27 protein-coding genes are annotated in these 26,697 nt (G+C 43.4%); 23 read left to right on the forward strand and 4 right to left on the reverse strand.

What is annotated here, in order from left to right; genetic code table 11:
* Nucleotides 1-3 precede the first annotated feature (3 nt).
* Together P7J49_RS00800 and P7J49_RS00805 are read left to right on the forward strand one after the other, a co-directional pair.
* Nucleotides 4-894 carry an ROK family protein gene (locus tag P7J49_RS00800; RefSeq protein WP_408568808.1) on the forward strand — a complete coding sequence of 297 codons (891 nt, stop codon included), beginning with the start codon at nt 4-6 and terminating at the stop codon, nt 892-894.
* A 92-nt stretch (nt 895-986) separates the two neighbouring features.
* Nucleotides 987-1,955: an alpha/beta fold hydrolase gene (locus P7J49_RS00805; protein ID WP_408568928.1), complete on the forward strand. Its 969-nt coding sequence runs from the start codon at nt 987-989 to the stop codon at nt 1,953-1,955.
* A 38-nt stretch (nt 1,956-1,993) separates the two neighbouring features.
* Here P7J49_RS00805 and P7J49_RS00810 read toward each other — a convergent pair whose 3' ends face one another.
* Nucleotides 1,994-2,806 (reverse strand): MurR/RpiR family transcriptional regulator, encoded by an 813-nt coding sequence (locus P7J49_RS00810; protein WP_408568810.1) that lies wholly within the window; start codon nt 2,804-2,806, stop codon nt 1,994-1,996.
* Between the two features lie 86 nt (nt 2,807-2,892).
* Between P7J49_RS00810 and P7J49_RS00815 the strand changes: the two genes are divergently transcribed.
* From P7J49_RS00815 to P7J49_RS00830, 4 genes are all read left to right on the forward strand, one after another.
* Nucleotides 2,893-3,588, forward strand: coding sequence for an HAD family hydrolase (locus tag P7J49_RS00815; RefSeq protein ID WP_408568812.1), 696 nt, complete (start codon nt 2,893-2,895; stop codon nt 3,586-3,588).
* A 165-nt stretch (nt 3,589-3,753) separates the two neighbouring features.
* Nucleotides 3,754-4,311 carry a carboxymuconolactone decarboxylase family protein gene (locus P7J49_RS00820; RefSeq protein WP_408568814.1) on the forward strand — a complete coding sequence of 186 codons (558 nt, stop codon included), beginning with the start codon at nt 3,754-3,756 and terminating at the stop codon, nt 4,309-4,311.
* 398 nt (nt 4,312-4,709) lie between these two features.
* Nucleotides 4,710-5,411, forward strand: a complete 702-nt coding sequence (locus tag P7J49_RS00825; protein WP_408568816.1) for an N-acetylmannosamine-6-phosphate 2-epimerase — start codon at nt 4,710-4,712, stop codon at nt 5,409-5,411.
* Nucleotides 5,412-5,438: 27 nt separating this feature from the next.
* On the forward strand, nt 5,439-6,947 hold the full coding sequence (locus tag P7J49_RS00830) for a PTS transporter subunit EIIC (protein WP_408568817.1): 1,509 nt from the start codon (nt 5,439-5,441) through the stop codon (nt 6,945-6,947).
* A gap of 103 nt (nt 6,948-7,050) precedes the next feature.
* Here the strand turns inward: P7J49_RS00830 and P7J49_RS00835 are convergent, their stop codons facing one another.
* Entirely contained in the window at nt 7,051-7,863 is an 813-nt protein-coding gene (locus P7J49_RS00835; RefSeq protein WP_408568819.1) for a MurR/RpiR family transcriptional regulator, read from the reverse strand.
* A gap of 99 nt (nt 7,864-7,962) precedes the next feature.
* Here P7J49_RS00835 and ybeY point away from each other — a divergent pair, with 99 nt between their 5' ends.
* The 13 genes from ybeY to P7J49_RS00900 all read left to right on the forward strand — a co-directional run bounded on the left by ybeY (nt 7,963) and on the right by P7J49_RS00900 (nt 17,945).
* Nucleotides 7,963-8,460 (forward strand): rRNA maturation RNase YbeY, encoded by a 498-nt coding sequence (ybeY, locus tag P7J49_RS00840; protein ID WP_408568821.1) that lies wholly within the window; start codon nt 7,963-7,965, stop codon nt 8,458-8,460.
* A complete protein-coding gene (locus P7J49_RS00845; RefSeq protein WP_408568823.1) occupies nt 8,441-8,842 on the forward strand; it encodes a diacylglycerol kinase family protein in 402 nt (133 codons plus the stop codon). The genes ybeY and P7J49_RS00845 overlap by 20 nt, the downstream gene beginning before the upstream one ends.
* A gap of 120 nt (nt 8,843-8,962) precedes the next feature.
* A complete protein-coding gene (gene era / locus P7J49_RS00850) occupies nt 8,963-9,862 on the forward strand; it encodes a GTPase Era (RefSeq protein WP_408568825.1) in 900 nt (299 codons plus the stop codon).
* 147 nt (nt 9,863-10,009) lie between these two features.
* Nucleotides 10,010-10,447, forward strand: coding sequence for a GNAT family N-acetyltransferase (locus tag P7J49_RS00855; RefSeq protein ID WP_205031781.1), 438 nt, complete (start codon nt 10,010-10,012; stop codon nt 10,445-10,447).
* A 277-nt stretch (nt 10,448-10,724) separates the two neighbouring features.
* Nucleotides 10,725-11,552, forward strand: a complete 828-nt coding sequence (mutM, locus tag P7J49_RS00860; RefSeq protein ID WP_044781789.1) for a DNA-formamidopyrimidine glycosylase — start codon at nt 10,725-10,727, stop codon at nt 11,550-11,552.
* Nucleotides 11,545-12,147, forward strand: coding sequence for a dephospho-CoA kinase (coaE, locus tag P7J49_RS00865; RefSeq protein ID WP_099777126.1), 603 nt, complete (start codon nt 11,545-11,547; stop codon nt 12,145-12,147). Before mutM ends, coaE begins: the two co-directional genes overlap by 8 nt.
* Nucleotides 12,134-13,339: a multidrug efflux MFS transporter gene (locus P7J49_RS00870; RefSeq protein WP_408568828.1), complete on the forward strand. Its 1,206-nt coding sequence runs from the start codon at nt 12,134-12,136 to the stop codon at nt 13,337-13,339. Before coaE ends, P7J49_RS00870 begins: the two co-directional genes overlap by 14 nt.
* A complete protein-coding gene (rpmG, locus tag P7J49_RS00875) occupies nt 13,339-13,488 on the forward strand; it encodes a 50S ribosomal protein L33 (protein WP_012775228.1) in 150 nt (49 codons plus the stop codon). The genes P7J49_RS00870 and rpmG overlap by 1 nt, the downstream gene beginning before the upstream one ends.
* Nucleotides 13,489-13,534: 46 nt before the next feature.
* The gene (secG, locus tag P7J49_RS00880; protein ID WP_002935768.1) at nt 13,535-13,768 is read left to right on the forward strand and encodes a preprotein translocase subunit SecG; all 234 of its coding nucleotides are present in this window, start codon (nt 13,535-13,537) and stop codon (nt 13,766-13,768) included.
* Between the two features lie 535 nt (nt 13,769-14,303).
* Nucleotides 14,304-16,673 (forward strand): ribonuclease R, encoded by a 2,370-nt coding sequence (gene rnr / locus P7J49_RS00885; protein ID WP_408568830.1) that lies wholly within the window; start codon nt 14,304-14,306, stop codon nt 16,671-16,673.
* Nucleotides 16,674-16,675: 2 nt separating this feature from the next.
* Nucleotides 16,676-17,143: an SsrA-binding protein SmpB gene (gene smpB / locus P7J49_RS00890; protein WP_002935771.1), complete on the forward strand. Its 468-nt coding sequence runs from the start codon at nt 16,676-16,678 to the stop codon at nt 17,141-17,143.
* A 132-nt stretch (nt 17,144-17,275) separates the two neighbouring features.
* Nucleotides 17,276-17,458 carry a type II toxin-antitoxin system HicA family toxin gene (locus P7J49_RS00895; RefSeq protein ID WP_014637653.1) on the forward strand — a complete coding sequence of 61 codons (183 nt, stop codon included), beginning with the start codon at nt 17,276-17,278 and terminating at the stop codon, nt 17,456-17,458.
* Nucleotides 17,459-17,495: 37 nt separating this feature from the next.
* On the forward strand, nt 17,496-17,945 hold the full coding sequence (locus P7J49_RS00900; protein WP_029186287.1) for a type II toxin-antitoxin system HicB family antitoxin: 450 nt from the start codon (nt 17,496-17,498) through the stop codon (nt 17,943-17,945).
* A gap of 365 nt (nt 17,946-18,310) precedes the next feature.
* Here P7J49_RS00900 and P7J49_RS00905 read toward each other — a convergent pair whose 3' ends face one another.
* Nucleotides 18,311-19,354 carry a zinc-binding dehydrogenase gene (locus tag P7J49_RS00905; RefSeq protein ID WP_408568833.1) on the reverse strand — a complete coding sequence of 348 codons (1,044 nt, stop codon included), beginning with the start codon at nt 19,352-19,354 and terminating at the stop codon, nt 18,311-18,313.
* 258 nt (nt 19,355-19,612) lie between these two features.
* On the opposite strand from P7J49_RS00905, the gene tehB reads away from it, so the two are divergent.
* From tehB to P7J49_RS00920, 3 genes are all read left to right on the forward strand, one after another.
* Nucleotides 19,613-20,473 carry an SAM-dependent methyltransferase TehB gene (gene tehB / locus P7J49_RS00910; RefSeq protein WP_408568835.1) on the forward strand — a complete coding sequence of 287 codons (861 nt, stop codon included), beginning with the start codon at nt 19,613-19,615 and terminating at the stop codon, nt 20,471-20,473.
* Nucleotides 20,474-20,563: 90 nt separating this feature from the next.
* A complete protein-coding gene (locus P7J49_RS00915) occupies nt 20,564-22,429 on the forward strand; it encodes a C69 family dipeptidase (protein ID WP_408568837.1) in 1,866 nt (621 codons plus the stop codon).
* Between the two features lie 120 nt (nt 22,430-22,549).
* On the forward strand, nt 22,550-25,009 hold the full coding sequence (locus tag P7J49_RS00920) for a heavy metal translocating P-type ATPase (protein ID WP_408568839.1): 2,460 nt from the start codon (nt 22,550-22,552) through the stop codon (nt 25,007-25,009).
* Nucleotides 25,010-25,082: 73 nt separating this feature from the next.
* Here P7J49_RS00920 and P7J49_RS00925 read toward each other — a convergent pair whose 3' ends face one another.
* On the reverse strand, nt 25,083-25,649 hold the full coding sequence (locus P7J49_RS00925; protein WP_408568841.1) for a sugar O-acetyltransferase: 567 nt from the start codon (nt 25,647-25,649) through the stop codon (nt 25,083-25,085).
* Nucleotides 25,650-25,774: 125 nt separating this feature from the next.
* Between P7J49_RS00925 and P7J49_RS00930 the strand changes: the two genes are divergently transcribed.
* Complete coding sequence (locus P7J49_RS00930) at nt 25,775-26,656, forward strand: LysR family transcriptional regulator (RefSeq protein ID WP_408568843.1); 882 nt, start codon at nt 25,775-25,777, stop codon at nt 26,654-26,656.
* Nucleotides 26,657-26,697: the final 41 nt, after the last annotated feature.

Consider the following 26,697-nt stretch of genomic DNA (forward strand, 5'->3'; position numbering starts at 1 on the left):
TCTATGAAAACCTATCTTGCTATTGATATCGGCGGAACCCAGATAAAATATGGCCGCCTAGATGCAGCAGGTCAGATTTTAGAAAGTTACAAGATGGATACGGAAGCTCACAAGGGCGGTCCGCATATCCTTGCAACAGTCAAAAATCTAGTAGCAAACTTTCATGCCCAATCCCCACTTTCAGGTGTAGCCATTTCCTCAGCAGGGATGGTCGATCCTGATAAGGGAGAGATTTTCTATTCGGGACCGCAGATTCCAAATTATGCTGGAACCCAATTCAAGTCTGAAATTGAGTCTAGTTTTGATCTTCCTTGTGAGATTGAAAATGATGTCAACTGTGCAGGGTTGGCAGAAGGGATTTCAGGCGCTGGTCAAGGTAGTCGGATTTCCGTTTGCTTGACCATTGGAACGGGCATTGGAGGCTGCTTGCTGGTGGACGGTCAAATCTTCCACGGATTTAGCAATTCGGCCTGTGAGGTCGGCTACCTTCATCTTTCTGATGGCGCCTTCCAAGACCTGGCTTCAACGACGGCTCTTGTCCAAAAAGTGGCTCGCCTGCATGGTCAGGATCCGGCAGACTGGAACGGCTATAAGATTTTCCAAGAAGCCAAGGCTGGAGATGCCCACTGTATTGCGGCTATTGACCGAATGGTCAACTATCTTGGCCAAGGCATTGCCAACATCTGTTATGTAGCCAATCCAGAAGTGGTTATTCTTGGTGGTGGCATTATGGCGCAAAAGGATTATCTCTTTGAGAAAATCCAGGCAGCCCTTAAAGAAAACTTGGTTTCTAGCCTAGCAGACAAGACCAGACTTGCCTTTGCAGAGCATGAAAATGCGGCGGGAATGTTAGGTGCTTTTTATCACTTCCAACAGAAGCAGGGGCTACTATAATATACGATAAGATGGAGAGCTTCCTTCCCTTTCTCTTCTCCTTTAGATTTGGAAGCTTTCCGTCTTTTTTCTAGTTGTAGAGAGGTTGAATGATGATTGATAATATGACCTTGCAGGATATGCAGACCTATCGTGGTCGGCAGGAAATCCCTGCAGATTTCGATGCCTTCTGGCAGAATGAAAAAAATCAGTTGACAGGTCTAGCAGACCATGTATTACTTGAAAAAGAATGTGGCTTGCCTCATGTAGCTTGCTACGAACTGACCTTTACGGGTACAAATGGCTCCAAGGTTTTTGCCAAGTGCCTCTTTCCCAAGTCTGACCAACCAGTTCCTGTTCTCTTTTATTTCCATGGCTACCAAGGTCAAGGACCCGACTGGTCTGAGAACTTGAAATTTTTAGCAGCTGGTTATGGGGTAGTAGCTATGGATGTCCGTGGGCAGGCCGGTCGTTCTCAGGATTTGGGGCAATTTGATGGTCTCACTGTTAAGGGACAGGTTGTTCGAGGGATGCTGCAAGGACCAGACCACTTATTTTATAAGGATGTCTATTTGGATGTCTATCAACTGATTGCTATTGTTGCACAGTTTGACTTTGTTGATCAGAAGCGCCTGGTGTCTTATGGTGCCTCACAGGGAGGGGCCTTGGCCTTGGTGGCAGCCGCTCTCAGTCCCTACATCAGTAAAACTGTAGCCATCTATCCTTTCCTATCTGACTTCAAACGGGTCTTGGAACTTGGCAACAACAGTGAAGCCTACGACGAATTGTTTCGTTATTTCAAATTTTCAGATCCGTTTCATGAAAGGGAAGAGGAAGTTCTTCGAACCCTATCCTATATTGATGTAAAAAATCTGGCTCACTTGATTTCATGCCCAGTAGCTATGGTGACGGGCTTAGAAGATGGAGTTTGTCCTCCATCAACCCAATTTGCTATCTACAATCGACTGGAAGTTGAAAAAGAGATGAAAATCTTACCAGAATATGCCCACGATGCCATGCATGTAAAGGTTAATGACTATGTCTATGATTATTTAATCGGGACACGTTTTTCGGCTAACTAATAAAGGCACTACTTGAAATACAGTAGTGCCTTTTGTGTTTATTCTTTGATGGTCTGTTTAAAAATACTTTCTTTTCTTTCTTTGTCAATAGCTAAAAAATAGGCGTAGATAATATCTAGCATGATGAGCAGGGGAATTTGGGGTGAGATACGATTGCCGTAATTGAGGTGGCGGACAGAGGCGACTGGAATGATTTGGTCAAAAGTTGGATGGGGAAAACTCTTAGTTGTTAACAGGGCGGTAGGAATCCCCTTTTGAGCAGCCAGCTGGAGATGCTCCATGACCTCTTCTGTCTGACCAGACAAAGAAAGACCGATAACCAAGCAGGTCTGATCTAGGATATTGGTTGTCCAAATAAGATTGTTTTTATCAGTAATTGCATCACAAACGACTCCCAGTCGCATAAAGCGGGATTTGATTTCCATTGCAACCAAACCAGAACTGCCGATTCCATAAAAATAGACACGCTTACTACTGTCAATGAGTTTGGCAATTTCTTCCAATCTTTCTTCATCCACTAAATTGTTGGTGGCAGTCAAGATTTCCTCATAGTCTACCAAGACTTTTTTTGTTAGGCTCCGTTGCAATTTTTCAAAATGTTTATCCAAATACTGCTGGTTATTTTGATAAGCGAAAACAAATTCTCTGTAGCCAGAAAATCCACATTTTTTAGCAAATCTAGTTAGAGCAGATGGGGAAATATGCAGGGTTTGGGTGGTGTTTTCAAGGCTGAAATCAGCACTGGCAGGGTCCAGTTGGGTAAAGTAGCTGGCAATCTGTTTTTCGAGCCTTGTCATCTGTTCCAAATGTGCTTCGATAATTGCTGTTATGCTTTTTGGGGTTTCTAACATCTTCATTCCTCTGATAGCTTCTGAGGATATTATACCACAGTTAAAAATTCCAAGCTTTGGCTGGAATTTTTTGCTATAATTGACTCATGAAAGCCTTAATTTTTGATGTAGATGATACGCTTTATGATCAGATTCAACCGTTTGAACGTGCTTTGGAAAGACACATTGAAGTAGCAAGGGAGCAAATTGAACCACTCTACCTTTCCTTTCGCAGATATGCGGATGAAGTATTTGAAGCGACAGCAATTGGAAAGATGAGTCTGAAAGACAGTCATATTTATCGGATGAAACATGCTTTGGCAGATTTTGGGTATCAGGTGTCTGATGCGACAGCCTTAGCTATTCAAATAGATTATGATTATTTTCAAGGGCAGATAGAGCTCAGTCCAGTGTTTCCAGAAATATTTTCGTGGTGTCAGGCGCAAGGAATTGTAATGGGGATTATTACGAATGGACCTTATAGACATCAGTTGAGAAAGATACGCACGATGGGGTTAGTTAATTGGTTTGAGCTAGAACATGTCCTTATTTCTGGACAAGTTGGTATCACAAAGCCAAATCCTGCTATTTTTCAACTAATGGAAGAACGTTTGGGGATGTCAGGCGAAGATATTTGTTATCTAGGGGATTCGTTTGAAAATGATGTGGTAGGAGCGAAAGCTGCGAATTGGAAGGCAATTTGGTTTAATCATAGAAAGAGAGTAGAGCCAATAGCTCCGTATCAGGCAGATAAAGTGGTGATAGATTGGGATGAACTGGTCGAAGTTATCCAGTCTTTCTAGTGGTTTCTACAAGGGATTATCAATTTTTTATAGGTGTGATAGGTAAAATATATTAGCAGAATACCTGTCTTTATGATAGCATAAAATGTAAGCATAGAAGTATAGGTGTGAATCCAAGCAGATTTTTATTCCTACTCTATGAAATTTTTTGAAATGGAGTTACCTATGACACAAGCTTTCTTTCCTATCCATACTCTAGAGACTGTTAGTCCAGAATTACGAGAAAAACTTGCAACTGTCAAGAAAAATAATGGCGGTTATATTCCTAATCTCATCGGTCTTTTAGCCAATTCCCCGACAGCCTTGGAAACCTATCAGACAGTAGGTGGCATCAACCGTCGTAATAGTCTAACACCAACAGAACGAGAAGTTGTGCAAATCACAGCAGCCGTAGCAAATGGATGTGGCTTCTGTGTGGCAGGTCATACGGCTATTTCTATCAAGCAGGTTAAGATGCCAGATGTAATTCTACAGGCTCTACGCCAGGGAACTCCCATCGAAACGGATGCAAAATTAGATGCTCTCGCTCGATTTACTCTGGCTGTTATCCATGAAAAAGGCAAGGTTGAACAGCCCTTGCTAGAGGAATTTTTCCAAGAGGGCTACACGGCTGAAAATGCCTTGGATGTGGTGTTAGGAGTCAGTCTTGCAACTCTTTGTAATTATGCCAACAATCTCATCAACACTCCTATCAATCCAGAATTACAGGCCTATGCTCTGTAGGAGTTCCAGCAGAATATGTATCGAAAACTAGTTAGGACGTTTACGTTATCCTAACTAGTTTTTTTGAATTAACCAAGTGTGATTTTCCTAATATACATTTGATACTCTTCGAAAATCAAAATTATCCGTTGTCAACTTGCCTTGATGAACTCCAGTTCTATCTTCGGCTTCGTTTCCTAGGCTACTTTTGATTTTCATTGAGTATGAGATGGCCTTTGTTTTTTAAAACTAGTTTTAGAAGAGGTATAAAATGTTGAAACTATTTTCAAAAGAAGACTATTTTCTTTCAAAATAGAAATTAGATTTTAAATGAGGAACTGGGATTGAAAAAAAGTTAATGTGCTATATAATAATATTGTAAGCGCTATCCAGGATCCAGGAATAGAAAGGAGAAATTAATGGGCAAGATCAGTAAGGAAGTTCTAAAAGAACAGATAAAAGATGGAATTATCATTTCCTGTCAGGCTTTGCCAGGCGAACCTCTGTATCGGGAAGAAGGCGGTATTATGCCTTTACTAGTCAAGGCTGCCCAAGAAGCAGGTGCTGTCGGTATTCGGGCCAATAGTGTACGAGATATTAAGGAGATAAAAGAAGTAACTACTTTACCAATTATCGGAATTATCAAGCGAGACTATCCTCCACAAGAGCCCTTTATTACGGCTACGATGCGAGAAGTAGACGAGTTAGCAGCTCTAGATATTGAAGTCATTGCTCTTGATTGTACCAAGCGTGAGCGTTATGACGGACTCGATATTGTTGATTTCATTAATCAAATCAAGGAAAAATACCCCGAACAACTTTTTATGGCAGATATTTCAACCTTTGAGGAAGGATTAACTGCTTATGAAGCAGGCATCGATTTCATTGGGACAACACTTTCGGGGTATACATCCTATAGTAGGCAGGAGGAGGGTCCAGATATTGAATTGGTTGACCGCTTGTGCCGAGCAGGTATCGATGTGATAGCGGAAGGAAAAATACACTATCCTGACCAAGTAAAAATTATTCATGATTTAGGTGTGGCAGGAATTGTTGTAGGCGGTGCAATCACACGTCCAAAGGAAATCGCAGAGCGGTTTATTAGTGCTTTACATAAATAATAAATAGGTTATAGAAAGGAATGGAGTATGAATTTTAAGAAGTTTTCTCAGCTAGGGCAGGCCTTTATGCTGCCAATCTCAATTTTGCCTGTTGCTGGTCTCTTACTGGGAATTGGAGGCGCCTTATCAAATAGTAATGCTGTAGCACAATTCCCTGTATTGGATCAAGCGTGGTTGCAAGCTGTATTCACTATCATGAGTACGGCAGGTAGTGCGGTATTTGCGAATTTAGCATTGATTTTTGCAATTGGTGTTGCTGTAGGTTTGGCAGATGCTGATAAGGGGACTGCTGGCCTATCTGCTGGGGTTGCATACTTGGTTTATACGGCTACTATTAGTGGATTTTTAACTCTTTTTGCAGATAAGGGAGCAAGCATTGATACTGGAGTTTTGGGCGCTTTAGCGATTGGTATCACTGTTGCAACTTTACACAATAAATATCGAAAAATTGAATTACCAGCCTTTCTTGGTTTCTTCGGGGGCTCTCGCTTTATTCCAATTATTTCATCATTTGCAGCAATTGCGATTGGCTCCATTTTTTATATAATTTGGCCACCGATTCAGAATTTGTTAGTTGATTTTGGTAAGGCAATAGCAGAGATGGGAAGTTTTGGAACTTTCTTATATGGTTTTGGATTACGTTTGACAGGTGCATTTGGCTTGCACCATACCATCTATCCAATGTTTTGGTATACCTCATTAGGTGGAAGTGAAGTGGTAGCAGGTGAGACAATCCAAGGTGCGCAAAATATTTTCTTTGCTCAATTAGCAGATGCGAATCACACAGGCTTATTTACTTATGGAACTCGATTTTTTGCTGGTCGATTTGCAACGATGATTTTTGGTCTACCAGCATCTTGTTTGGCTATGTATCACGCAATTCCTAAGGAAAATCGTAAGAAGGTTGGCAGTTTTTATTCAAGTAGTGCATTAACTTCCCTATTGACAGGAATTACTGAACCAATCGAATTTTCTTTCTTGTTTGTTGCTCCATGGCTATATGTTGTTCACGCATTTTTAGATGGACTATCATTCTTAGTGGCGGATCTCCTGCAAATTCGTATTGGGAACTCATTTTCTGGTGGGCTTATTGATTACTTGATTTTTGGTGTTTTCCAAGGAAATGACAAAACCAATTGGATTTATGTGATTCCTGTTGGCTTGCTTTGGGCAGCAGTTTATTATCTAGTTTTCAAATTTTTAGTAACCAAATTTCACGTGCTAGTTCCTGGTATGGAAAATAGTGATCAAGCATCACATTCTGAAAAAGTTTTATCAAACGGCTCTAGTCTTCGTGATAATGCAATTGCTATCATCGATGCTCTTGGTGGAGCAGATAATATTGAGAATGTAACTGCCTGTGCGACTCGATTAAGAGTATCGCTCAGAAAGAGTGGTCTTGTGGATAAGGGAGTTATTCAGTCTATAGGTGCAACGGCTGTTTTGGATGTAAAAGGAGGAATACAGGCTATTTTCGGAGGTAAGGCTATTCTGTATAGCCAAGAAATCAATCAAATTCTTGGTCTTGAAGAATAGAGTTATATTTAAGCGAATTAAAAGCATTCAAACTGTACCTATCGGGTATTTTTGAATGCTTTTTGTTTTATTAAGATTGTTGTGAAGTAGAAAGACGGATGAATTACTCTCTAATGGTTTGCTTGAAAATATTCTCTTTTTTCTCCTTGTCAATAGCTAAAAAATAGGCGTAGATAATATCTAGCATGATGAGCAGGGGAATTTGGGGTGAAATACGGTTGCCATAGTTGAGATGGCGGACAGAGGCGACTGGAATGATTTGATCAAAAGGTGGATGGGGAAAACTCTTAGTTGTTAACAGAGCAGTAGGAATCCCCTTTTGAGCAGCCAGGTGGAGATGTTCCATGATTTCTTCTGTCTGACCGGACAAGGAGAGCCCGATGACCAAGCAGGTCTGATCTAGGATATTGGTTGTCCAAATGAGGTTGTTTTTATCTGTAATAGCATCACAAACCACACCAAGTCGTGTAAATCGAGACTTGATTTCCATGGCAACCAAACCAGAACTGCCAATTCCGTAGAAATAGACACGCTTGCTGCTGTCAATCAGTTTGGCAATTTCTTCCAATTTTTCCTCATCTACCAGTTTATTGGTAGCAGTTAGAATTTCTTCGTAGTCTACCAAGACCTTTTTTGTTAAGCTGCGCTGCAATTTTTCAAAATGCTGGTCCAGGTATTCTTGGTTATTCTGAAAGGCAAAGACAAATTCTCGATAACCGGAAAAACCACATTTTTTAGCAAAACGGGTCAGAGCAGATGGAGAAATGTGGAGTTGTGAGATGGTATATTCTTGGCTAAGGTCAGCGCTTGCAGGGTCTAACTGTGTGAAATAACTAGCAATTTGTTTTTCTAATTTTGTCATCTGGTCCAGATGAGACTCAATGATGGCTGTTATATGTTTTGGAGTTTGTAACATGTTGCATACCTCTGTTAGCTTCTGAGGATATTATATCATTAAAAAACCCTCATTGATAGGTTTTATGATATAATGGAATCGTAAAAGGAATGTAAGATTATGTATATAGAAATGATTGATGAAACGGGGCAGGTTTCTGCTCAAATGCAGGAGCAGATTACAGAATTGCTCCAGTTTGCTGCCGAAAAAATTGGCAAGCAAAATAAGGAAATGGCTGTGACCTTTGTGGACAATGCTCGTGTCCATGAGGTCAATTTGGAATACCGAGGCATTGACCGTCCCACAGATGTTGTCAGCCTAGAATATAAGCCAGAGTCGGAAATTGTCTTTGCTGAGGAAGACTTACTGGACAATCCTGAATTGGCTGAAATGATGGAAGATTTCGATGCCTATATTGGTGAATTGTATATTTCTATCGATAAGGCGCGTGAGCAAGCTGAAGATTATGGACATAGCTACGAGCGCGAAATGGGCTTTTTAGCTGTACACGGTTTTCTGCATATCAATGGCTATGATCATTATACGCCAGAAGAAGAAGCAGAAATGTTTGGTTTACAAGAAGAAATTTTGACGGCCTATGGACTTACAAGAGAATAATTCAAAAAATCGTTGGAAGAACCGAGAATTGATCGCTAGTCTAGAATTTGCAGTAACGGGTCTGTTTACGGCATTCAAGGAAGAACGCAATATGAGGAAGCACCTTGCTTCAGCTATCCTTGTTGTGCTTGCGGGGCTTATTTTCCAAGTATCTGTGACAGAATGGCTCTTCCTCTTGCTTAGTATCAGTCTGGTTATCGCTTTTGAAATTGTTAATTCAGCTATTGAAAATGTGGTGGATTTGGCATCAGGCTATCATTTTTCTATGCTAGCTAAAAACGCTAAGGACATGGCGGCAGGAGCAGTCTTGTTTGTTTCAGGATTTGCCTTGTTGACAGGATTGATTATCTTTGTGCCTAAAATTTGGGACTTTATTTTTTAGAATTTAGTCTTTTAGTTTACTTTTAGTACTAGGCAACGAGCCGCAGGCATAACTGGAGTTAGCCAAGGTGAGTTAACGAAGTAATAAAAGAAAAACTAAATGACGATATAAGGAGAATACATGACATTTAACTCAGGTTTTGTGGCGATTTTAGGTCGTCCAAACGTTGGGAAATCAACCTTTCTCAACTACGTAATGGGGCAAAAAATTGCTATCATGAGCGATAAGGCTCAGACAACCCGTAATAAGATTATGGGCATTTATACGACTGAAGAAGAGCAGATTGTCTTCATTGACACACCAGGAATCCACAAGCCTAAGACGGCCTTGGGTGACTTTATGGTAGAATCTGCCTATAGCACCCTTCGTGAAGTGGATACGGTCCTCTTTATGGTGCCAGCCGATGAAAAGCGAGGCAAGGGTGACGACATGATTATGGAACGCCTCAAACAAGTCAAGGTTCCAGTTATTCTCGTTGTTAACAAGATTGACAAGGTTCATCCAGACCAGCTTTTGGAACAGATTGATGATTTCCGTCAACAGATGGACTTCAAGGAAATTGTGCCAATTTCTGCTACCCAAGGGAACAATGTCAACCGACTCATGGAAATTCTCAAGGAAAACCTGGACGAAGGCTTCCAGTATTTCCCAGCGGACCAAATCACTGACCACCCAGAACGTTTCTTGGTATCTGAGATGATTCGGGAGAAGGTCTTGCACCTGACCCGTGAGGAAATTCCGCACTCTGTGGCAGTTGTTATCGAATCTATGAAACGCGATGAATTTACCGACAAGGTCCATATCCGAGCGACGATTATGGTAGAGCGTGATAGCCAGAAAGGCATTATTATCGGTAAGCAAGGAGCCATGCTCAAGAAAATCGGCTCCATGGCCCGTCGTGATATTGAACTCATGCTAGGAGATAAGGTCTTCCTAGAAACCTGGGTCAAGGTCAAGAAAAACTGGCGTGACAAAAAACTAGACCTCGCCGATTTTGGCTATAATGAGAAAGAGTATTAAAAACGTCCGGAGAACGTTTTTAACCCGAGCCAAGAAATTGGAGAGCGAGGTAGCCTGGTGTGACTTGTCTCGACAGAATAGAAATGAATTAATTTCAAGCGTGAAGCACCACTTTTGTGGTGTTTTCCGTCGTTACGGTGAGATATTATGACGATTAGAGCAGTTAATGAACAGACTCTTTCTATCTGGGCTACTTTTGCAAGTCAGGTTTGGCAGACAAAAGAGCAAGTTTTGATAGAAAAATTTTCAAATAATGAGTTTCCTTTTGAGTTTTTGTATTACTCTCAAAGTGAGGAGCCAATAGCGTGGATTAGTTTGTCGCTTCGCCACGACTATGTAGAAGGATGTCAGGCGGGTCCAGTTGCCTATTTAGAAGGAATTTTTATTAGTCCGAATTATCGTAATCAAGGGATTGCGGAAGAACTGTTAAATTTTGCAGAGGGTTGGGCTAAAAGTCAAGGGATATGCCAACTAGGGTCTGATGCGGAACTAGATAATCTACTGAGCCAGAACTTTCATATCAAATATGGCTTCCGAGAAGTTAGTCGAACAGTTCACTATGTTCTAGATTTGACTAGTGATTAACAGGTTATCAATCAAAAATTTAGTTTAGAAAGGAAAGCCGATTAGGTGATGTAATTGAACTCGCCTACGACTCTTTGAAAATCACAACCGTGACCTAGGTGTCGAAGCACCGTCGGTCAGGTTTCTATTTGCTCTGTAGTTTTGTTAGAAAGGACGAGTGTTTGCGTACTTGAACCCGAGCTAAAAGCTCGGAAAATAGATAGAGCTTCTTGTGTGCAAGTCACACAGCGTCGCTCTCCTAATTTTCAGTCGCTTTTTACGCTCTTGGTATCGTACATTGCCAGAATTGCCTGAGGTTGAGACGGTTCGTCGTGGTTTAAATCGGTTGGTTAAGGGAAAGGTTATCGAAAAGGTCAAGGTGACCTATGCCCCTATGATTAAGACTGGTGTGGATGCCTTCTGTCAGGACTTGATTGGTCAGGAGATTTTAGATGTGGCTCGTCGGGGCAAGTATCTCTTGATTTACCTGACAGACCATGTCCTCATTTCTCACTTGCGAATGGAGGGCAAGTACAATTTCTTTCCAGATCAGGTGCCTGCCAACAAGCATTTCCATGCCTTTTTTACTTTTACGGACGGTTCAACCTTGGTCTATCAAGATGTCCGCAAGTTTGGCACAATGGAACTGCTGGGCAAGGCAGATGTGGGTGCCTATTTTATCAGTCGAAAAATTGGTCCTGAGCCGACGGAGGAAGATTTTGACTTAAAAGAATTTGCAGCCAAGTTAGCTAAGTCGAGAAAGCCCATTAAGTCGCATCTTTTGGACCAGTCTTTGGTGGCTGGTTTGGGCAATATTTATGTCGATGAGGTCTTGTTCAAGGCTAAAGTTCATCCTGCACAAACGAGTAATCAGCTGTCGGCAGAGCAGGTAACTAGCCTTCGCCAAGCTACCATAGAAGTTCTGCAACTGGGTATCGAAAAAGGTGGCTCAACCATTCGGACCTATAAGAATGCCTTGGGCATGGATGGGACTATGCAGGATTATTTACAAGTTTACGGAAAGACAGGACAGGCTTGTCCCCGTTGCCAGACGGAGATTGTCAAAATCCAGCTGGGCGGACGGGGGACACATTTCTGTCCCAAGTGTCAGGTGAAAGATGGCTAAAATTATCGGTTTAACAGGGGGCATCGCCTCTGGAAAATCAACCGTTACAGCTTTTCTGAGAGAACAAGGTTATCCAGTCATCGATGCGGATGCGGTCGTGCATGAATTACAGGCTAAAGGCGGCGAGCTCTATCAGGTCTTACTGGCTGAGTTTGGGGAAGCTATCCTGACAGCTGATGGCAGTCTAGATAGGTTCAAGCTGGGCCAGGCTGTTTTTGCGGATAGCAAGTTGCGGGCTCGTTTGTCTGTCTTGCAGGACCAGATTATCAGGCAAGAATTGTTGGCTAGAAGGGATGCTCTCAAACAGACGGAGCAAGTTGTTTTCATGGATATTCCTTTGCTTTATGAGGCAGATTATAGCGGGGAAGTAAATGAAGTCTGGCTAGTTTATGTCGATAGAGCGCAGCAGTTGGAACGGCTTATGAAACGTAATGGTTTAGCTGTTCAAGATGCGGAAAATCGTCTGGCTGCTCAGCTTTCTTTAGAGGAAAAACGGTCGCAAGCCCAGGTGGTGATTGACAATAGCGGAGCGGTTGAGGCGACCTTAGTGCAGGTTGCTCGGCTTTTGGAGGAATTAAAGGATGGACGACGGTAGTAGTTATTGGAAGCAGAATTTGAAGGTGGCTTGGTTGGGGAACTTCTTAACGGGTGTCAGCTTTACCTTGGTCATGCCCTTTATCTCGGTCTTTGTCGAGGAGTTGGGAGTGGGAGCAGGTCAGGTGGAATACTATGCAGGGCTGGCGGTGTCGGCCAATGCCTTGGCAGCAGCAGTCATGGCACCAATCTGGGGGAGTCTGGCAGACCGCTATGGACGTAAGCCCATGATGGTAAGGGCAGCCTTTGCCATGATTTTTACCATGGGTGGTATGGCCTTTGTGCCCAATGTTTTTTGGCTGATTGTCCTGCGGGTTTTGAACGGGATGTTCACTGGCTACATACCAAATGCAACGGCTCTGATAGCCAGTCAGGTACCTAAGGACAAGACAGGCTATGCTCTGGGGACCTTGTCAACGGGTGCGGTTGCTGGAAACTTGATTGGACCAACGCTTGGTGGTATCTTAGCAGAGATGTTTGGCGTACATACGGTATTTTTGCTGGTGGGACTTCTTTATGCTATCGTTGTGTTACTGACCGTTTTCTATATTCGAGAGGATTTTGTTCCAATCAAAAAAGGCGAAGAGATGTCGGTTAAAGAGGTATTTGAGCAGGTGAAAGATCGGCAGATGCTGGTTGGGCTTTTTGTGACTTCTATGATTATTATTGCAGCTGCTCAGGCTGTTGTTCCTATATTGACCCTCTACGTGCGGCATTTGGGACAGACAGATAATCTGTTATTTGTTGCTGGTTTTATCATTTCCTTGCCTGGTATGGCATCGCTAGTGACATCAGGTTATTTAGGGAAAATTGGTGATCGTATTGGCAATCATCGACTTCTATTGATTGCTTTGACTTATAGTCTGTTGATTAATGTTTTCTGTGTTTTTGCAGAAAATCCTTTCCAGCTTGGTTTGTTGCGATTCATGTATGGTTTTGGGACAGGAGCATTGTTGCCTTCGGTCAATTCTCTTTTGACCAAGTTGACCCCCAAAGAAGGGATTTCAAGGATATTTTCCTACAATCAACTCTTTAATAATCTAGGTTCTGTAGTTGGTCCCATGATGGGGTCTGCGGTAGCTGCTCACATGGGGTATGACTGGGTTTTCTATCTGTCGAGCGGACTTGTCCTCTTTAACCTTATCTGGTCTTTGACCAATTTTAGAAACTATTTGAAAGTAAGGGATGTTTAGTGAGAGTTAAAATCAATTTACAATGTTCAGAATGTGGTAGTAAGAACTACTTGACTAGCAAAAACGCCAAGACTCATCCAGATAAGATTGAAGTCCTTAAATACTGCCCAAAAGAGAGAAAAGTAACCCTCCACCTTGAAACTAAGTAGGTTTTATGGTATAATGTCATAAGTTATTGTAGAAAGTGAAAAAAATATGTATCAAGCATTATTAGCAATTCTGTTGATTTTATCTGTTATTTTGATTGTAGTGATTTTTATTCAACCGGCTAAAAACCAGTCTAGCAACGTCTTTGACTCTTCTAGTGGAGCCTTATTTGAACGTACAAAGGCCCGTGGTTTTGAAGCGGTGATGCAACGCATTACAGCTATTCTTGTTTTTCTTTGGATGCTGGATGCGCTGGCACTTGTTATCATTTCAAGTAAGTAGATAAATCGGACTGGGACTTGTTCTTGGTCTATTTTTTTGGGAGTGGGCCAGAACTCGACAAGTATAGTCGAATGAATTAGCTTTCAGACAAGGAACTGAGGCGCAGGCTATACTAAAGTATGGCAAGGCGAAAGTGACGATGTATCAAAGATAATTCAAATGACTATATAAAGAGTTCGTCTGCCCACCCCCGCATAGGTTGAATAGGTATGGTTCGGAGCGTTATTCGCGAACTATTGAGATTTGCTTTGCAAATCCTATCTCCCACCTCCAACAATCATTTGATTGTTGGAGCAATCAACCACTGCGTCTGGATATAACGCAAAATACAGTCTTTTAGTTTGCTTTTAGTACTAGGCAACGAGCTGCAGACTGTACTGAAGTACGACAAAGCGAGTTCAAATAATGATGAAATTATTTGAAGTTGGAAATAGGGAAACGGAGTTTCCTCGTACGTCGCAGTAATAAAAGATAAACTAAAGGACTGAAAGAGAAATAGTGCTAGATTCTTAACTAGCACTTTGGTAAGTACAAGATGAAAAACGAAATTATAAACTATATTAAAACAGTTGGTCCTGTGACCATGGATCAACTAGCAGACCAGCTTGGAGCTAGCTCTGCCAAGAGTTTTACAGACTTGGTCAAGCTGGTTTCTAGCATGGAAGGTAGCCGTCAGCTTGTCTTTGACAATGCGGGTCGAATCGCTCTGCCAGTTCCAAAAGTGTCCAAAAACAAGGTGACCTTACAGGGTATTTTCCGTGCCCACAAGTCAGGTTTTGGCTTTGTGACCATTGACGAGGAGGAAGATGATCTCTTTGTCAGTCGTGACGATGTCAACTTCGCTATTGAGGGCGACCGAGTGGAAGTGGCGATCAAGAAAGTAGCAGACAGGCTCAAGGGGACGGCTGCGGAAGCGGAAGTCATTGATATTTTGGAACATAGCCTGAAAACTGCAGTAGGCTTGATTGTTTTTGACGAAGACAAGCCAGAATATGCAGGCTACATCAAGTCTAAAAACCAGAAAATCGCTCAGAAGATTTACATCAAGAAGTCACCTCTGGTATTGACCGGAACGGAAATCCTCAAAGTCGATATCGAGGCTTATCCAAACAAGAAACGGGACCACTTTGTTGCGACCATTCGGGATGTAGTGGGTCACAAGGATGACGTGGGTATCGATGTCTTGGAAGTCTTGGAATCCATGGACATCGTGTCGGAATTCCCTGATGAAGTCTTGGCGGAGGCCAATCGGGTGCCAGAAAGTCCGTCAGAGAAGGACTTTGAAGGACGCTTGGACCTGCGAGATGAAATCATCTTCACCATTGACGGTGCGGATGCCAAGGACTTGGACGATGCGGTCCACATCAAGCAGCTCAAGAACGGCAATCTGGAGCTGGGTGTCCATATCGCTGATGTCAGTTACTATGTGACCGAAGGTTCTGCCTTGGACCAGGAAGCTGTCAAGCGTGGGACTTCTGTCTATGTGACCGACCGTGTGGTGCCGATGTTGCCAGAACGTTTGTCAAATGGCATTTGTTCCCTTAATCCAAATGTGGATCGTCTGACCCAGTCGGCTATTATGGAAATTGACCGCAAGGGCAAGGTGGTCAAGCACTGGATTGGCCAGACGGTCATCAAAACCACCTTCCGCATGACCTATTCCGATGTCAATGACATGATTGCGGGCAATCAGGAAAAGCTTACTAAATACAAGGCAATCGTGCCGAGTGTAGACCTCATGGTCAAACTCCACGAAACCCTGGAAACCATGCGGTACAAGCGTGGAGCTCTCAACTTTGACACGACAGAAGCCAAAATCATCGTCAACAAGGACGGTCTGCCAGTCGATATCCAACTGCGTCAGCGGGGGATTGCCGAGCGGATGATTGAGTCCTTCATGCTGGCGGCCAATGAGTGCGTTGCTGAGCATTTTGCCAAGCTGGACCTGCCTTTCATCTATCGTATCCACGAGGAGCCGAAGTCAGACAAGCTGCAGAAGTTCATCGACTATGCGACCAGCTTCGGTCTGACGGTCTATGGTACGGCCAGCTCTATCAGCCAGGACGCCCTTCAGGATCTCATGGAGCGGGTCAAGGATGAACCTTATGCGGATGTCCTCAACATGATGTTGCTTCGCTCCATGCAACAGGCGCGCTACTCGGAGCACAACCACGGCCACTACGGACTGGGTGCGGAGTTTTACACCCACTTCACCAGTCCTATTCGCCGCTATCCTGACCTGCTGGTTCACCGTATGGTGCGGGAGTATGGTCACAATCCTGCGGAAAAAGCAGAGCATTTTGAGCAAGTTATTCCTGAGCTTGCCAAGTCTTCGTCCAGTTTAGAACGCCGTGCTATTGAGGCAGAGCGGGAAGTCGAAGCTATGAAGAAGGCAGAGTTCATGCAAGAATTTGTCGGGCAAGAGTTTGATGGTGTCGTGTCTAGCGTAGTCAAGTTTGGGCTCTTTGTCGAGTTGCCAAATACGGTTGAAGGCTTGATTCATGTCACTAACCTCAACGAGTACTATCAGTTCCACGAGCGGACTCTGACCTTGCAGGGTGAGAAATCCGGTCGGGTCTTCCGTGTCGGTCAGCCAATTCGTATCAAGCTAACGCGGGCGGACAAGATGACAGGGGAAATCGATTTTGCCCACGTGCCGTCCGAGCTGGATATCGTAGAAAAAGCTTTGAAAGCCAAGCGGAGAACGGCTAGTCACTCCAACCGTGACCGTGATGATCGGTCAGGGCGAGGACGGGGCAAGCACCACAAACAAGAAGCTGCTGGTCGCGATAGCGGACGTCACAAGTCTGGGAAAGACCACAAGTCTAAGGCTGGAAAGTCAGACAAGAAAAAGAAACCATTTTACAAAGAAGTGGCTAAAAAGAACAAGAAGAAAAGGAGATAGGCATGGCCAAGGGTGAGGGCAATGTGATTGCACAGAATAAAAAAGCCCGCCACGACTATACCATTGTTGATACAGTGGAGGCGGGGATGGTCCTGACGGGGACGGAGATTAAGTCGATTCGTGCGGGGAGGATTAACCTCAAGGACGGCTTTGCCCAGATCAAGCAGGGTGAGGCTTGGTTGGTCAATGTCCATATCGCTCCCTATGATGAGGGCAATATCTGGAACCAGGAGCCAACGCGGACCCGCAAACTTCTCTTGCGGAAGAAGCAAATCGAGTCCTTGGGCAATGAGGTCAAGGGAACGGGGATGACCCTGGTGCCGCTCAAGGTCTATATCAAGGACGGCTTTGCCAAGGTCCTGATTGGGCTTGCCAAAGGTAAGCACGATTACGACAAGCGAGAGTCCATCAAACGCCGTGAGCAAGACCGTGATATTAAGCGGACCATGAAGGCGATCAATAGTCGCTAAGACCGGGAGAAATCCTGGTCTTTTTTGATTTTCATTGAGTATCAGTCACAAATTTCAGACATTTTCTGATTTTTATGGTTGAACACGTGTAATACGTATGGTATAATAATCTTGTCAGGAGGTAAAAGCGCTATGCCTATGACACAAAAAGAAATGGTTAAGCTACTTACCGCCCATGGTTGGACAAAGACCAAAGGTGGTAAGGGGTCGCACGTTAAACTTGAAAAAGCAGGCGAGCGACCTATAACCATTCCCCACGGTGAAATTAACAAATACACCGAAAGGGGTATCAAAAAGCAAGCAGGGCTGTTATAACAACAGTCTACCGCTTGTTTTCTTTTGGAGGTAAACTATGCTTGTCACTTATCCAGCTTTATTTTATTATGATGATACAGACGGAGCTAACGCCCCTTACTTTGTAACTTTCCCTGATTTTGAGCATTCAGCAACTCAGGGCGAAGATATGGCAGACGCTATGGCAATGGCTAGCGATTGGTTAGGCATGAACTTAGCTGATTATATCGAAAATGGAAGAGACATTCCTACCCCGTCTTCTATAAACACTTTGTCATTAGTAGATAATAACCCCTTCCGTAATGAGGATTTTGAGATGGTTTACGATTCTAGCAAGTCTTTTATCTCCATGGTGATGGTGGACGTTGCAAGGTATTTGGGCAGTCAAGAGCCAGTAAAGAAAACACTCACTATCCCACGCTGGGCGGACACTCTAGGACGTGAACTAGGATTGAATTTCTCACAGACCCTCACGGATGCAATTGCAGATAAAAAAATTCATGCTTAACACTTGCTTCTGTTATTGCAAATGCTGAAACTGGACCTTTCTACTCCCGTTGAGCATTAGTAGTTCTAATGAGTGGGATGGTTCCGTTTTTATCTTTCTATAAATTATACGAAAACCCCCAGACAGTTCAGAGACTATCTGGGGCTTTCTTTTGTATTATACTCAATGAAAATCAAAATCAGGCTAGCTCCAAAGGTTAGGGGAACCTTTGGAGGTTGGAGATAGAGCGAACGAAGTTCGTTTCTCCAAGAGCAGATAGAACTCTACTACTTTCGTGTTTTCAAGTAGTAGGCTGTAAAGCTCCACAGGAGCTTTACACTCATCAAATCAAATCAACAACGGCTGAGTTTGATTTTCGAAGAGTATTAATCCACCGTCACCATTGCTTTAATGGTTTTGCGGTTGGCCATATCCTTGTAGGCTTGGTCGATATTGTCCAGGCTGTAAGTTTGGGTGAAAACGCGACCTGGGTTGATGTCGCCTTTGAGAACAGCATCGAGCAAAATTTCCTTATCATAGGTTGTGACAGAAGCAGAGCCACCACCGATAATGATATTTTGAGCAAAAGTTGAGCCAAGGGCGTGGTTGTTGTAGTGTGGCACACCAACAAAACCGATGCGACCGCCATTATGAAGAACACCGAGGGCTTGGTCAATAGAGGCTTCTGTACCAACACATTCGAGGGCAGCATCCGCTCCACCACCAAGAATTTCACGGACTTTGGCAATGCCTTCTTCACCACGTTCTGCTACGATGGCAGTAGCCCCTGATTCCAAAGCCATTTGCTGGCGATCTGCGTGACGACTCATCATGATAATCTGAGAAGCTCCGCGCATTTTTGCAGCAATGACGGCACATTGACCCACTGCACCATCACCGATGACAACAACCTTGTCACCTGGTTTGACATCTGCTACGCGGGCTGCGTGGTAGCCTGTTGGCATAACATCAGCTAATGTCAAAAGGGATTTAATCATGCCTTCTGAGTAGTCACTTGGCTGACCAGGAACTTTGACCAAGGCCCAGTTTCCATAGTGGAAACGAATGTATTGAGACTGGTAGTTGTTGCCCCAGTTGGTATAGCCTGGGTGGTTGTCACAAGTACCGTCAAAGCCAGCACGACAGGCATCACAGTGTCCGCAACCATGTGTAAATGGAACAATAACGAAGTCACCAGGAACAAGTGTTGTAATGTCTTCGCCTACCTCATCAACGATACCGATGGCTTCATGTCCAGAGTTTGTGTCACCGTGGTCATGGTGAATATCCTCACCGTAGCCCCAAAGGTCTGACCCACAGACACAGGCCCGCACGACCTTGATAATGACATCATCCTTAGCTTGAAGGCTTGGTTTTTCGATTTCTGCAACGGTCATCTTACCGGCTTTTTCATAAATAGCTGCTTTCATGTTTTTTACACTTTTACTTTGTCAGTAAATATCCTTTCTGATTGAAATAGTCTTTCAGTTTGCTTTTAGTACTAGGCAACGAGTTGAAGGCAGTACTGGAGTACGGCAAAACGAGTTAACGACGTAATAAAAGATAAACTGAACGACTATAAGAACTATTATACACCTTGGAGTTCACTCCAAGTCAAGAAAAAAATGTGTTTGAATTCATATTTCCTTTGTGATAGACTAAGTGTATCGGAAAGAAAAGGAGAGATAATGACAGTTTTAGTTCCTTACAAACGCATGCCCATTTGGAATCAGGATACAGTTCCCCAACATTTTTTGACCAAGCACAATACCAAGGTGGGTACTTGGGCCAAAATCAAGGTTTTAAAGGGCCAGCTCAAGTTTGAGCCCATTTCAGATGATAATGAGATTTTGGGAGAATATGTTTATGGTCCGACAGATGATATTCCCTTTGTGGAGCCACAGGCTTGGCATCGAGTGACTCTGTTGACAGAGGATACGGAGTTTTTCTTGGAATTTTTCTGTCAGCCAGAGGATTATTTTACTAAAAAATATGACTATACACGGACACATTCAGAAGTCTTGGAGGCCTTGAAAATCATCGAGCCCTGTAAGGTTTTGGATTTGGGTTGCGGTCATGGTCGCAATAGTCTCTATCTAGCCCAGCAGGGATTTGAGGTGACGGCGGTTGACAAGCACGTGCCGAGCATTCAGACGCTCTTGCAGGTCAAGGAAGCGGAGGATTTGGATCTGCAAGCTGGGACCTATGACATCAATTCAGCCAGTCTGGAGCAGGACTACGATTGGATTATCTCGACTGTGGTATTTATGTTCTTGGAGAGGGATCGTGTGCCAGCCATTATACGCAATATGCAGGAGCAGACACGGCCGGGTGGCTATAACTTGATCGTGGCGGCTATGGATACGGAGGATGCACCCTGTCCGATGAATTTCTCCTTTACCTTCGGAGCTGGTGAGTTGAAGGAATACTACCGTGACTGGGAATTGGTCAAGTACAATGAAGACTTTGGTCAGCTCCATAAGCGTGACGAACATGGTAATTTCCTCAAGATGCGGTTTGCGACCATGTTGGCTAGAAAAAATGTGTAAAATAGCTCTGAAAACACTTGCAAGGCAGGTGCTTTTGCGTTACAATATATGTGCAAATGGGTATTTTATTATATGAAAGGAGAGAGTCTTATGAAAAAGACTTTAGTTCGCATTGCAGCATTTCTCATGCTGGTGTGCATGCTCCCTGCCCAAATTGTTCAAGCCTGTTCAGGCTTTATCATTGGGAAAGGGTTGACAACGGATGGTTCTATCCTTTATGGTAGAACGGAAGATTATCCCTATCCACCAGATAATGGAGCGCACAATAAAAATTATATTGTGGTTCCAGCAGCAACTTATGCTGAGGGAGATATGTTGGTGGATGAGACATTTGGTTTTACAGCACCACATTTGGCAAATGAGTTCAAGTATACCTCTACGCCTGATGCGGCGCGTGGGGATGGTTCAAATGGTAATTATGGGGCGCACGGTTTTAACGAAAAAGGCGTATCCATGACTGCTACTGTAACAGCTATTCCAAATGCTAAAGTCTTGGCAGTTGATCCTCTAGTTGAAGCTGGAGGGCTGGGAGAACCAATTTTGATTGATTATGTTCTTCCTAGGGTTACTAGTGCGCGTGAAGGTGTTGAGCTGATTGCAAAGACAATCGATGAAAAAGGCTCAGCAGAAGGGAATATTGTTATTATTGCTGACAAAAATGAAGTTTGGTACATGGAAATTTTGTCAGGACACCAATACGTAGCCATCAAGTTCCCTGAAGACAAGTATGCAATTTTTGCAAATACTTACTATCTAGGTCATGTTGATTTAACAGACACAGAAAATGTCATTGCCTCTGCAAATGTAGAAACGGTAGCCAAACAAGCAGATAATTATGTGACAGTTGATGGGCAGTTCCATATCGCTAAATCATACGGTCCTGCAACTTATGCTGAAGCAGACCGTTCCCGTGTGTATGCAGGTATTAAATTGATGGATCCAGCATCGCCTGTAACCTATGAAGATGCTGTGTATGATTTGCTACGTCAGCCAACAGATTCAAGTCGTCGCTTTAGTTTACAAGACACCTTTGCCTTACAACGTAACCGTTTTGAACATCTTCCAGAATTTCGTCCAGACGATGAAGCGGGCAAGGTAAAACAAGGGGATAACGGTGCGAATGACCAAGCAACAGATGCAACGTATAAATACGCTCTTGGTAATGAAAATGTCATTGATGCTCACGTTTATCAAATAAAAGAAAGTTTGCCGTCTGCCTTTGGAGGGATTGTTTGGTTGGGACTTGGTCAGACTAGAAATACACCATATGTACCATTCTATGGACTTGTAACAGATACTTATGAAGCATTTAAAAATCGCTCAGCTTCTTATGATACCAATTCATGGTATTGGACAGTACAAAATATTGATAAGATGGCCATCTCACACCCAGAGTTATTTGGTACATCGATTCAAGAAAAATGGATTGCTCTTGAAAGTGAATGGATTGCTGCGCAGGCAGCTCTTGATGCTCAATATGCTGGACTTTCAGAAGATGCAGCCGTAGCTCTGGCTCCAACTGTAACCGAGGAAACCTTGGCTCGTTCAGCAGAGATTTTTGCCCAACTAAAAGCTGTTGAAGCAGAAATGATTGCTAAAATTGAAGCAACTACAACAAGTGCTAGTAGCACCGAAACTTCAACTAGTACAGAGGAATCAAGCAGCACCGAAACCTCAACCAGCACAGCAGAATTCAGTAGCACCGAAACTTCTACAAGTACTTCAAGCAGTACAAGTCAGTCTACAAGTGCTTCTGACACAGGAGGAGCTACGGATACTTCCTCATCAAGCGGAACAGTAGTGTCTTCTGATAAGAAAGTAACACCTACCAATAAAAAAGGTAAATCAAGTCTTCCTAGTACAGGTGAGCAAGTCAGCATCTTATTGGTGGCGCTAGGTGTTGCAGGAATTTTAACAGCAATTTTTCTTCATCGGAAAAAATCCAGTAAAGAATAAATGAATATGTAAAAGTAGGTTGGATTGATTTCAATCTACTTTTTTGAAACAATTTTGTTTACAAATGTAGTCGTATGTTGTATAATTTGTTTACAGATGTAGTCGGAAAAGGAGTAACCTATGAAACAAGCAAGCTATCCCATTCAAGGCATGACCTGTGCTTCCTGTGCCATGACAGTTGAAAAGGCTGTTGGTAAATTAGCAGGAGTAGAAGAAGCTAGTGTCAACCTAGCGAATGAAAAATTGAGTGTTATCTACGATGAAAAGCTTTTGGGACTAGAAGATATTCGTCAGGCAGTTGAAAAGGCGGGTTATCAGCTAGTCGATAACTTGGTGACCGAGTCTTATGACATTTCAGGCATGACCTGTGCTTCCTGTGCCATGACGGTTGAAAAAGCTCTGGGCAAACTAGAGGGCGTAGAAGAAGTCAGTGTCAATCTGGCAACAGAAAAGGCGACCATCCGTTATAGCCGTGATAGGCAAAGTCCAGCTAGTCTTGAAAAAGCAGTTGAGCAGGCAGGCTATCAGCTAATCAGACCAGAAGATGTAGAAGAGACGGTGGACAAGGGACCAAGCAAGGAAGACAGTCTTTGGCAACGATTTGTCTGGTCAGCTATCTTTACCCTTCCCTTGCTCTATATTGCTATGGGGCCTATGTTTCCCTGGGGTGGGCTTCCATTACCAGCCTTGCTCCATCAACCGCTAGTCTATGCGGTCAGCCAAGTCATCTTGCTCATCCCTGTCCTTTATATCGGACGCAGTTTTTTCCAAAAAGGCTTTAAAACTCTCTTGCAAGGCCATCCCAATATGGATTCCTTGATTGCTGTTGGGACAGGGGCAGCCTTGGTTCAAGGTCTTTTGATGATTGCTTTTCTTCTGATGGGGAAAGAAGTAGCCATGCACGGTCACCATCCAGAACTGTATTTTGAATCAGCTGCCGTTATCTTGACCTTGATTACCCTTGGAAAATATTTTGAAGCTAGGTCCAACGGTCAGACTTCTGAGGCCATTAAGAAGTTGATGAATCTGGCTCCCAAGACTGCCCAGGTCCTACGAAATGGGCAGGAAATGCAAGTACCGATTGAAGATGTGGTGGTCGGTGACCAGGTCATTGTTCGCCCAGGTCAGCAGATTCCTGTTGACGGTCAAGTTCTAGATGGCCAGACACGTGTGGACGAATCCATGCTGACGGGTGAGAGCCTGCCAGTGAAGAAGGCTCTAGGCGATACTGTTTTTGGCGGTACCCTTAACCAACAAGGTGCCATTACCATGCAGGCTACCAAGGTTGGCCGTGATACGACTCTGGCACAGATTATTCGCTTGGTAGAAGAGGCTCAAGGGTCTAAGGCCCCCATTGCCAAAATGGCTGACCAAGTATCTGCCGTCTTTGTGCCAGTTGTCATGGGCTTGGCTTTCTTGTCGGGTCTTGCTTGGTACTTCCTCGGTCAAGAATCATGGATTTTTTCCCTTAGTATTATCATCGCAGTCTTGGTTATCGCCTGCCCTTGTGCTTTGGGTCTGGCAACTCCTACGGCTATCATGGTTGGGACTGGAAAAGGGGCAGAAAACGGTCTTCTGTTCAAGTCTGGTCAAGCTATTGAAACCCTACAAGCTGTGAATACCATTGTCTTCGACAAAACAGGGACTATTACAGAAGGCAAACCTCAGGTGACAGACATTCATCTCTTGTCTACGAAAAATCGTGAGCAGGTCCTCCAACTGGCCGCAAGTAGCGAGCAATTTTCCGAGCATCCTCTGGCTCAAGCTCTCCTGCAAGCAGCTCAGACAGAAAAGATTACTCTCTTGCCCGCCACCGATTTTCAGGCTCTTTCAGGTCGTGGTCTTTCGGTGACAATAGCAGAGCAGACTGTCTATCTGGGAAATGAACGGTTGATGCAGGAACAAGGAATTGATGTTTCCAAAGGGCGTGCAGTTGCGGAGGCATTTGCCCATCAAGCCAAGACGCCTGTTTTGCTAGTAACCCAGCAAGAATTACTAGCAGTCATTGCCATTGCTGATAAAGTAAAAGAGACCAGCCGTCAGGCTGTCCAGGCTCTGCAAGCTATGGGATTAGAAGTGGTCATGCTGACAGGGGACAATGAAAAAACTGCCCAGGCCATTTCCAAGGAAGTCGGCATTGAGCAGGTGGTCAGTCAGGTCCTGCCAGATGACAAGGCCAACCAAGTCAAGCTCTTACAAGAACAGGGCAAAACAGTCGCCATGGTAGGTGATGGCATCAATGATGCTCCGGCTCTAGCTCAAGCCCATGTGGGTCTGGCCATTGGTTCTGGGACTGATATTGCCATTGAGTCTGCCGATGTTGTTCTCATGCATAGCGACATTTTGGATGTGGTTAAGGCTGTTAAACTCAGCCAGGCAACCATGCGGACCATTAAGCAAAATCTCTTCTGGGCCTTTGCCTACAATGTGATTGGCATTCCAATCGCCATGGGGCTCTTACATGTATTTGGTGGACCTCTGCTCAACCCCATGTTGGCAGGAGCAGCGATGGCTCTCAGCTCAGTTTCAGTTGTTTTGAACGCTCTTCGGTTGAAAAACACCCGAATTGATAGCCTTTAATGGATTGACGGTAATGATGTTATACATATGAAAACACCCCGTAGATGATTTTCTCGTCTGTGGGGTGTTTGCTTTAGGATAGATTTTTAATGATTTTCGCAGGAACTCCTGCAACGAGCGAATTGTCGGGCACATCTTTTGTGACAATCGCACCAGCAGCTACGACGGCATTTTTACCAATTGTAACACCAGGTAAAATCGTCGCATCTGCACCTATCCAGGCATTTTCTTGGATACGGACGGACTTAAGTTCTAGCTTGTGACGATCCTCCGCTTTTAAGGGATGGTTGACAGAAATCAGTTTAGCACGGGGTCCAATTAGTACTTTATCTTCGATATAAATCCCACCCAAGTCCACCATAAAAACATCCTTGTTGATATAGATGTCTTTTCCGAAATGAATGTGACGGCCAAAATCTGTTTGGAATGGTGTATTGATAACCACAGATTTGTCAATCTTTTCCAATGTCAGCTTTTCGATAATTTTCCTTGTACTTTCAACTGTTTGAATGGAAGTATTTAATTCTTGAACAAGAGGTTGATTCTCTCTTTGAATGTTGGATATGAGCTGACGTAGACCATCTTTTTCTGGCACCAAGCGGTCTGAATCGATATAGTCTTTAAAAATTATTTCAATCATAGTATATATCTCCTTTTCTTGATTCTTATCATATCAGGGAAATAAAGATATTACAAATACCTATTTTATATGATTTATATGCCTTGTGAGCATGATATAATAGAGAAAAAAGTTGGAGGTAGTAGATGGATATTCGTGTATTGACCTATTTTATTGCTATAGTACAAACAGGATCCATATCAAATGCGGCTCAGAGCTTACACATTACTCAGCCCACCTTATCACGGCAAATAAAAGAATTGGAGCAAGAGTTAGACACCGTTTTGTTTTATCGTGGGAGTAGAGAAATTCAGCTGACAGAAGCAGGGCAATATCTCTACAATCGTGCCTTGGAAATTACTAGTTTGGTCAAAAAAACAGAAGATACTCTTCGCCCAACGGAGATGATTTCTGGTGACCTTTACATTGGTGCGGCAGAAAGTCAGTCTTTAGAGCCTGTCGCAAGAGCGATTGCTACTTTGACCAGTCAATATCCGAATACGAGAGTTCATGTCCAAAGCGGAAATGCAGATCATATTTTAGAACAATTGCAAGATGGTATTCAAGATGTTGGGATTACCTTCGGACGCTATTCTACAAAAAAATTTGATAGTCTTCCTTTGGTAAACCGCGATAGATGGGGGATTCTAGTTCCTCGTTTTCATCCTTTAGCCTCTAAAGAAGAGCTAGTGCTGAGCGATGTTCTAGCCTATCCTTTGATTGTTTCCTCCCAAAGCAATGTTGACAAGTCTATCTTTGCTGGATTAGGCGATTATCGAATAGTAGCGACTTATAATCTTCTCTATAATGCTTCTTTATTGGTAAAAGCAGGGGTTGGGATCGCCCTTTGCTTGGATGGAATTATTGACACAAGCTATGAGGAAAGTGAACTAGTATTTCGCCCACTAGATTTATCAACGGATAGTTTGCAGCTTCTTTGGAAAAAAGGAGCAGTGCTGAGTCCAATTGCCAAGCGATTTATTGAAATTCTTGCAGAAAATCTAGAGAGTACAGATTCAGATAGATAGCTTGTATGAAATACCAGTCAAAAAACTGGTAATTTTCGTCA

Source organism: Streptococcus suis (assembly GCF_046032515.1).
Taxonomy (GTDB): Bacteria; Bacillota; Bacilli; order Lactobacillales; family Streptococcaceae; genus Streptococcus; species Streptococcus suis_AL.

Bases quoted from the DNA above. Each gene is read 5' to 3' on its own strand.
- P7J49_RS00845 (WP_408568823.1), top strand. From the start codon at position 8,441: ATGGACTTACAAGAGAATAATTCAAAAAATCGTTGGAAGAACCGAGAA.
- P7J49_RS00820 (WP_408568814.1), top strand. From the start codon at position 3,754: ATGACACAAGCTTTCTTTCCTATCCATACTCTAGAGACTGTTAGTCCA.
- P7J49_RS00805 (WP_408568928.1), top strand. From the start codon at position 987: ATGATTGATAATATGACCTTGCAGGATATGCAGACCTATCGTGGTCGG.
- P7J49_RS00855 (WP_205031781.1), top strand. From the start codon at position 10,010: ATGACGATTAGAGCAGTTAATGAACAGACTCTTTCTATCTGGGCTACT.
- rnr (WP_408568830.1), top strand. From the start codon at position 14,304: ATGAAAAACGAAATTATAAACTATATTAAAACAGTTGGTCCTGTGACC.
- P7J49_RS00930 (WP_408568843.1), top strand. From the start codon at position 25,775: ATGGATATTCGTGTATTGACCTATTTTATTGCTATAGTACAAACAGGA.
- P7J49_RS00835 (WP_408568819.1), bottom strand. From the start codon at position 7,863: ATGTTACAAACTCCAAAACATATAACAGCCATCATTGAGTCTCATCTG.
- P7J49_RS00920 (WP_408568839.1), top strand. From the start codon at position 22,550: ATGAAACAAGCAAGCTATCCCATTCAAGGCATGACCTGTGCTTCCTGT.
- ybeY (WP_408568821.1), top strand. From the start codon at position 7,963: ATGTATATAGAAATGATTGATGAAACGGGGCAGGTTTCTGCTCAAATG.
- P7J49_RS00900 (WP_029186287.1), top strand. From the start codon at position 17,496: ATGCTTGTCACTTATCCAGCTTTATTTTATTATGATGATACAGACGGA.
- P7J49_RS00915 (WP_408568837.1), top strand. From the start codon at position 20,564: ATGAAAAAGACTTTAGTTCGCATTGCAGCATTTCTCATGCTGGTGTGC.
- P7J49_RS00870 (WP_408568828.1), top strand. From the start codon at position 12,134: ATGGACGACGGTAGTAGTTATTGGAAGCAGAATTTGAAGGTGGCTTGG.
- P7J49_RS00815 (WP_408568812.1), top strand. From the start codon at position 2,893: ATGAAAGCCTTAATTTTTGATGTAGATGATACGCTTTATGATCAGATT.
- P7J49_RS00800 (WP_408568808.1), top strand. From the start codon at position 4: ATGAAAACCTATCTTGCTATTGATATCGGCGGAACCCAGATAAAATAT.
- secG (WP_002935768.1), top strand. From the start codon at position 13,535: ATGTATCAAGCATTATTAGCAATTCTGTTGATTTTATCTGTTATTTTG.
- era (WP_408568825.1), top strand. From the start codon at position 8,963: ATGACATTTAACTCAGGTTTTGTGGCGATTTTAGGTCGTCCAAACGTT.
- coaE (WP_099777126.1), top strand. From the start codon at position 11,545: ATGGCTAAAATTATCGGTTTAACAGGGGGCATCGCCTCTGGAAAATCA.
- P7J49_RS00895 (WP_014637653.1), top strand. From the start codon at position 17,276: ATGCCTATGACACAAAAAGAAATGGTTAAGCTACTTACCGCCCATGGT.
- P7J49_RS00925 (WP_408568841.1), bottom strand. From the start codon at position 25,649: ATGATTGAAATAATTTTTAAAGACTATATCGATTCAGACCGCTTGGTG.
- smpB (WP_002935771.1), top strand. From the start codon at position 16,676: ATGGCCAAGGGTGAGGGCAATGTGATTGCACAGAATAAAAAAGCCCGC.
- P7J49_RS00810 (WP_408568810.1), bottom strand. From the start codon at position 2,806: ATGTTAGAAACCCCAAAAAGCATAACAGCAATTATCGAAGCACATTTG.
- P7J49_RS00905 (WP_408568833.1), bottom strand. From the start codon at position 19,354: ATGAAAGCAGCTATTTATGAAAAAGCCGGTAAGATGACCGTTGCAGAA.
- P7J49_RS00830 (WP_408568817.1), top strand. From the start codon at position 5,439: ATGAATTTTAAGAAGTTTTCTCAGCTAGGGCAGGCCTTTATGCTGCCA.
- P7J49_RS00825 (WP_408568816.1), top strand. From the start codon at position 4,710: ATGGGCAAGATCAGTAAGGAAGTTCTAAAAGAACAGATAAAAGATGGA.
- tehB (WP_408568835.1), top strand. From the start codon at position 19,613: ATGACAGTTTTAGTTCCTTACAAACGCATGCCCATTTGGAATCAGGAT.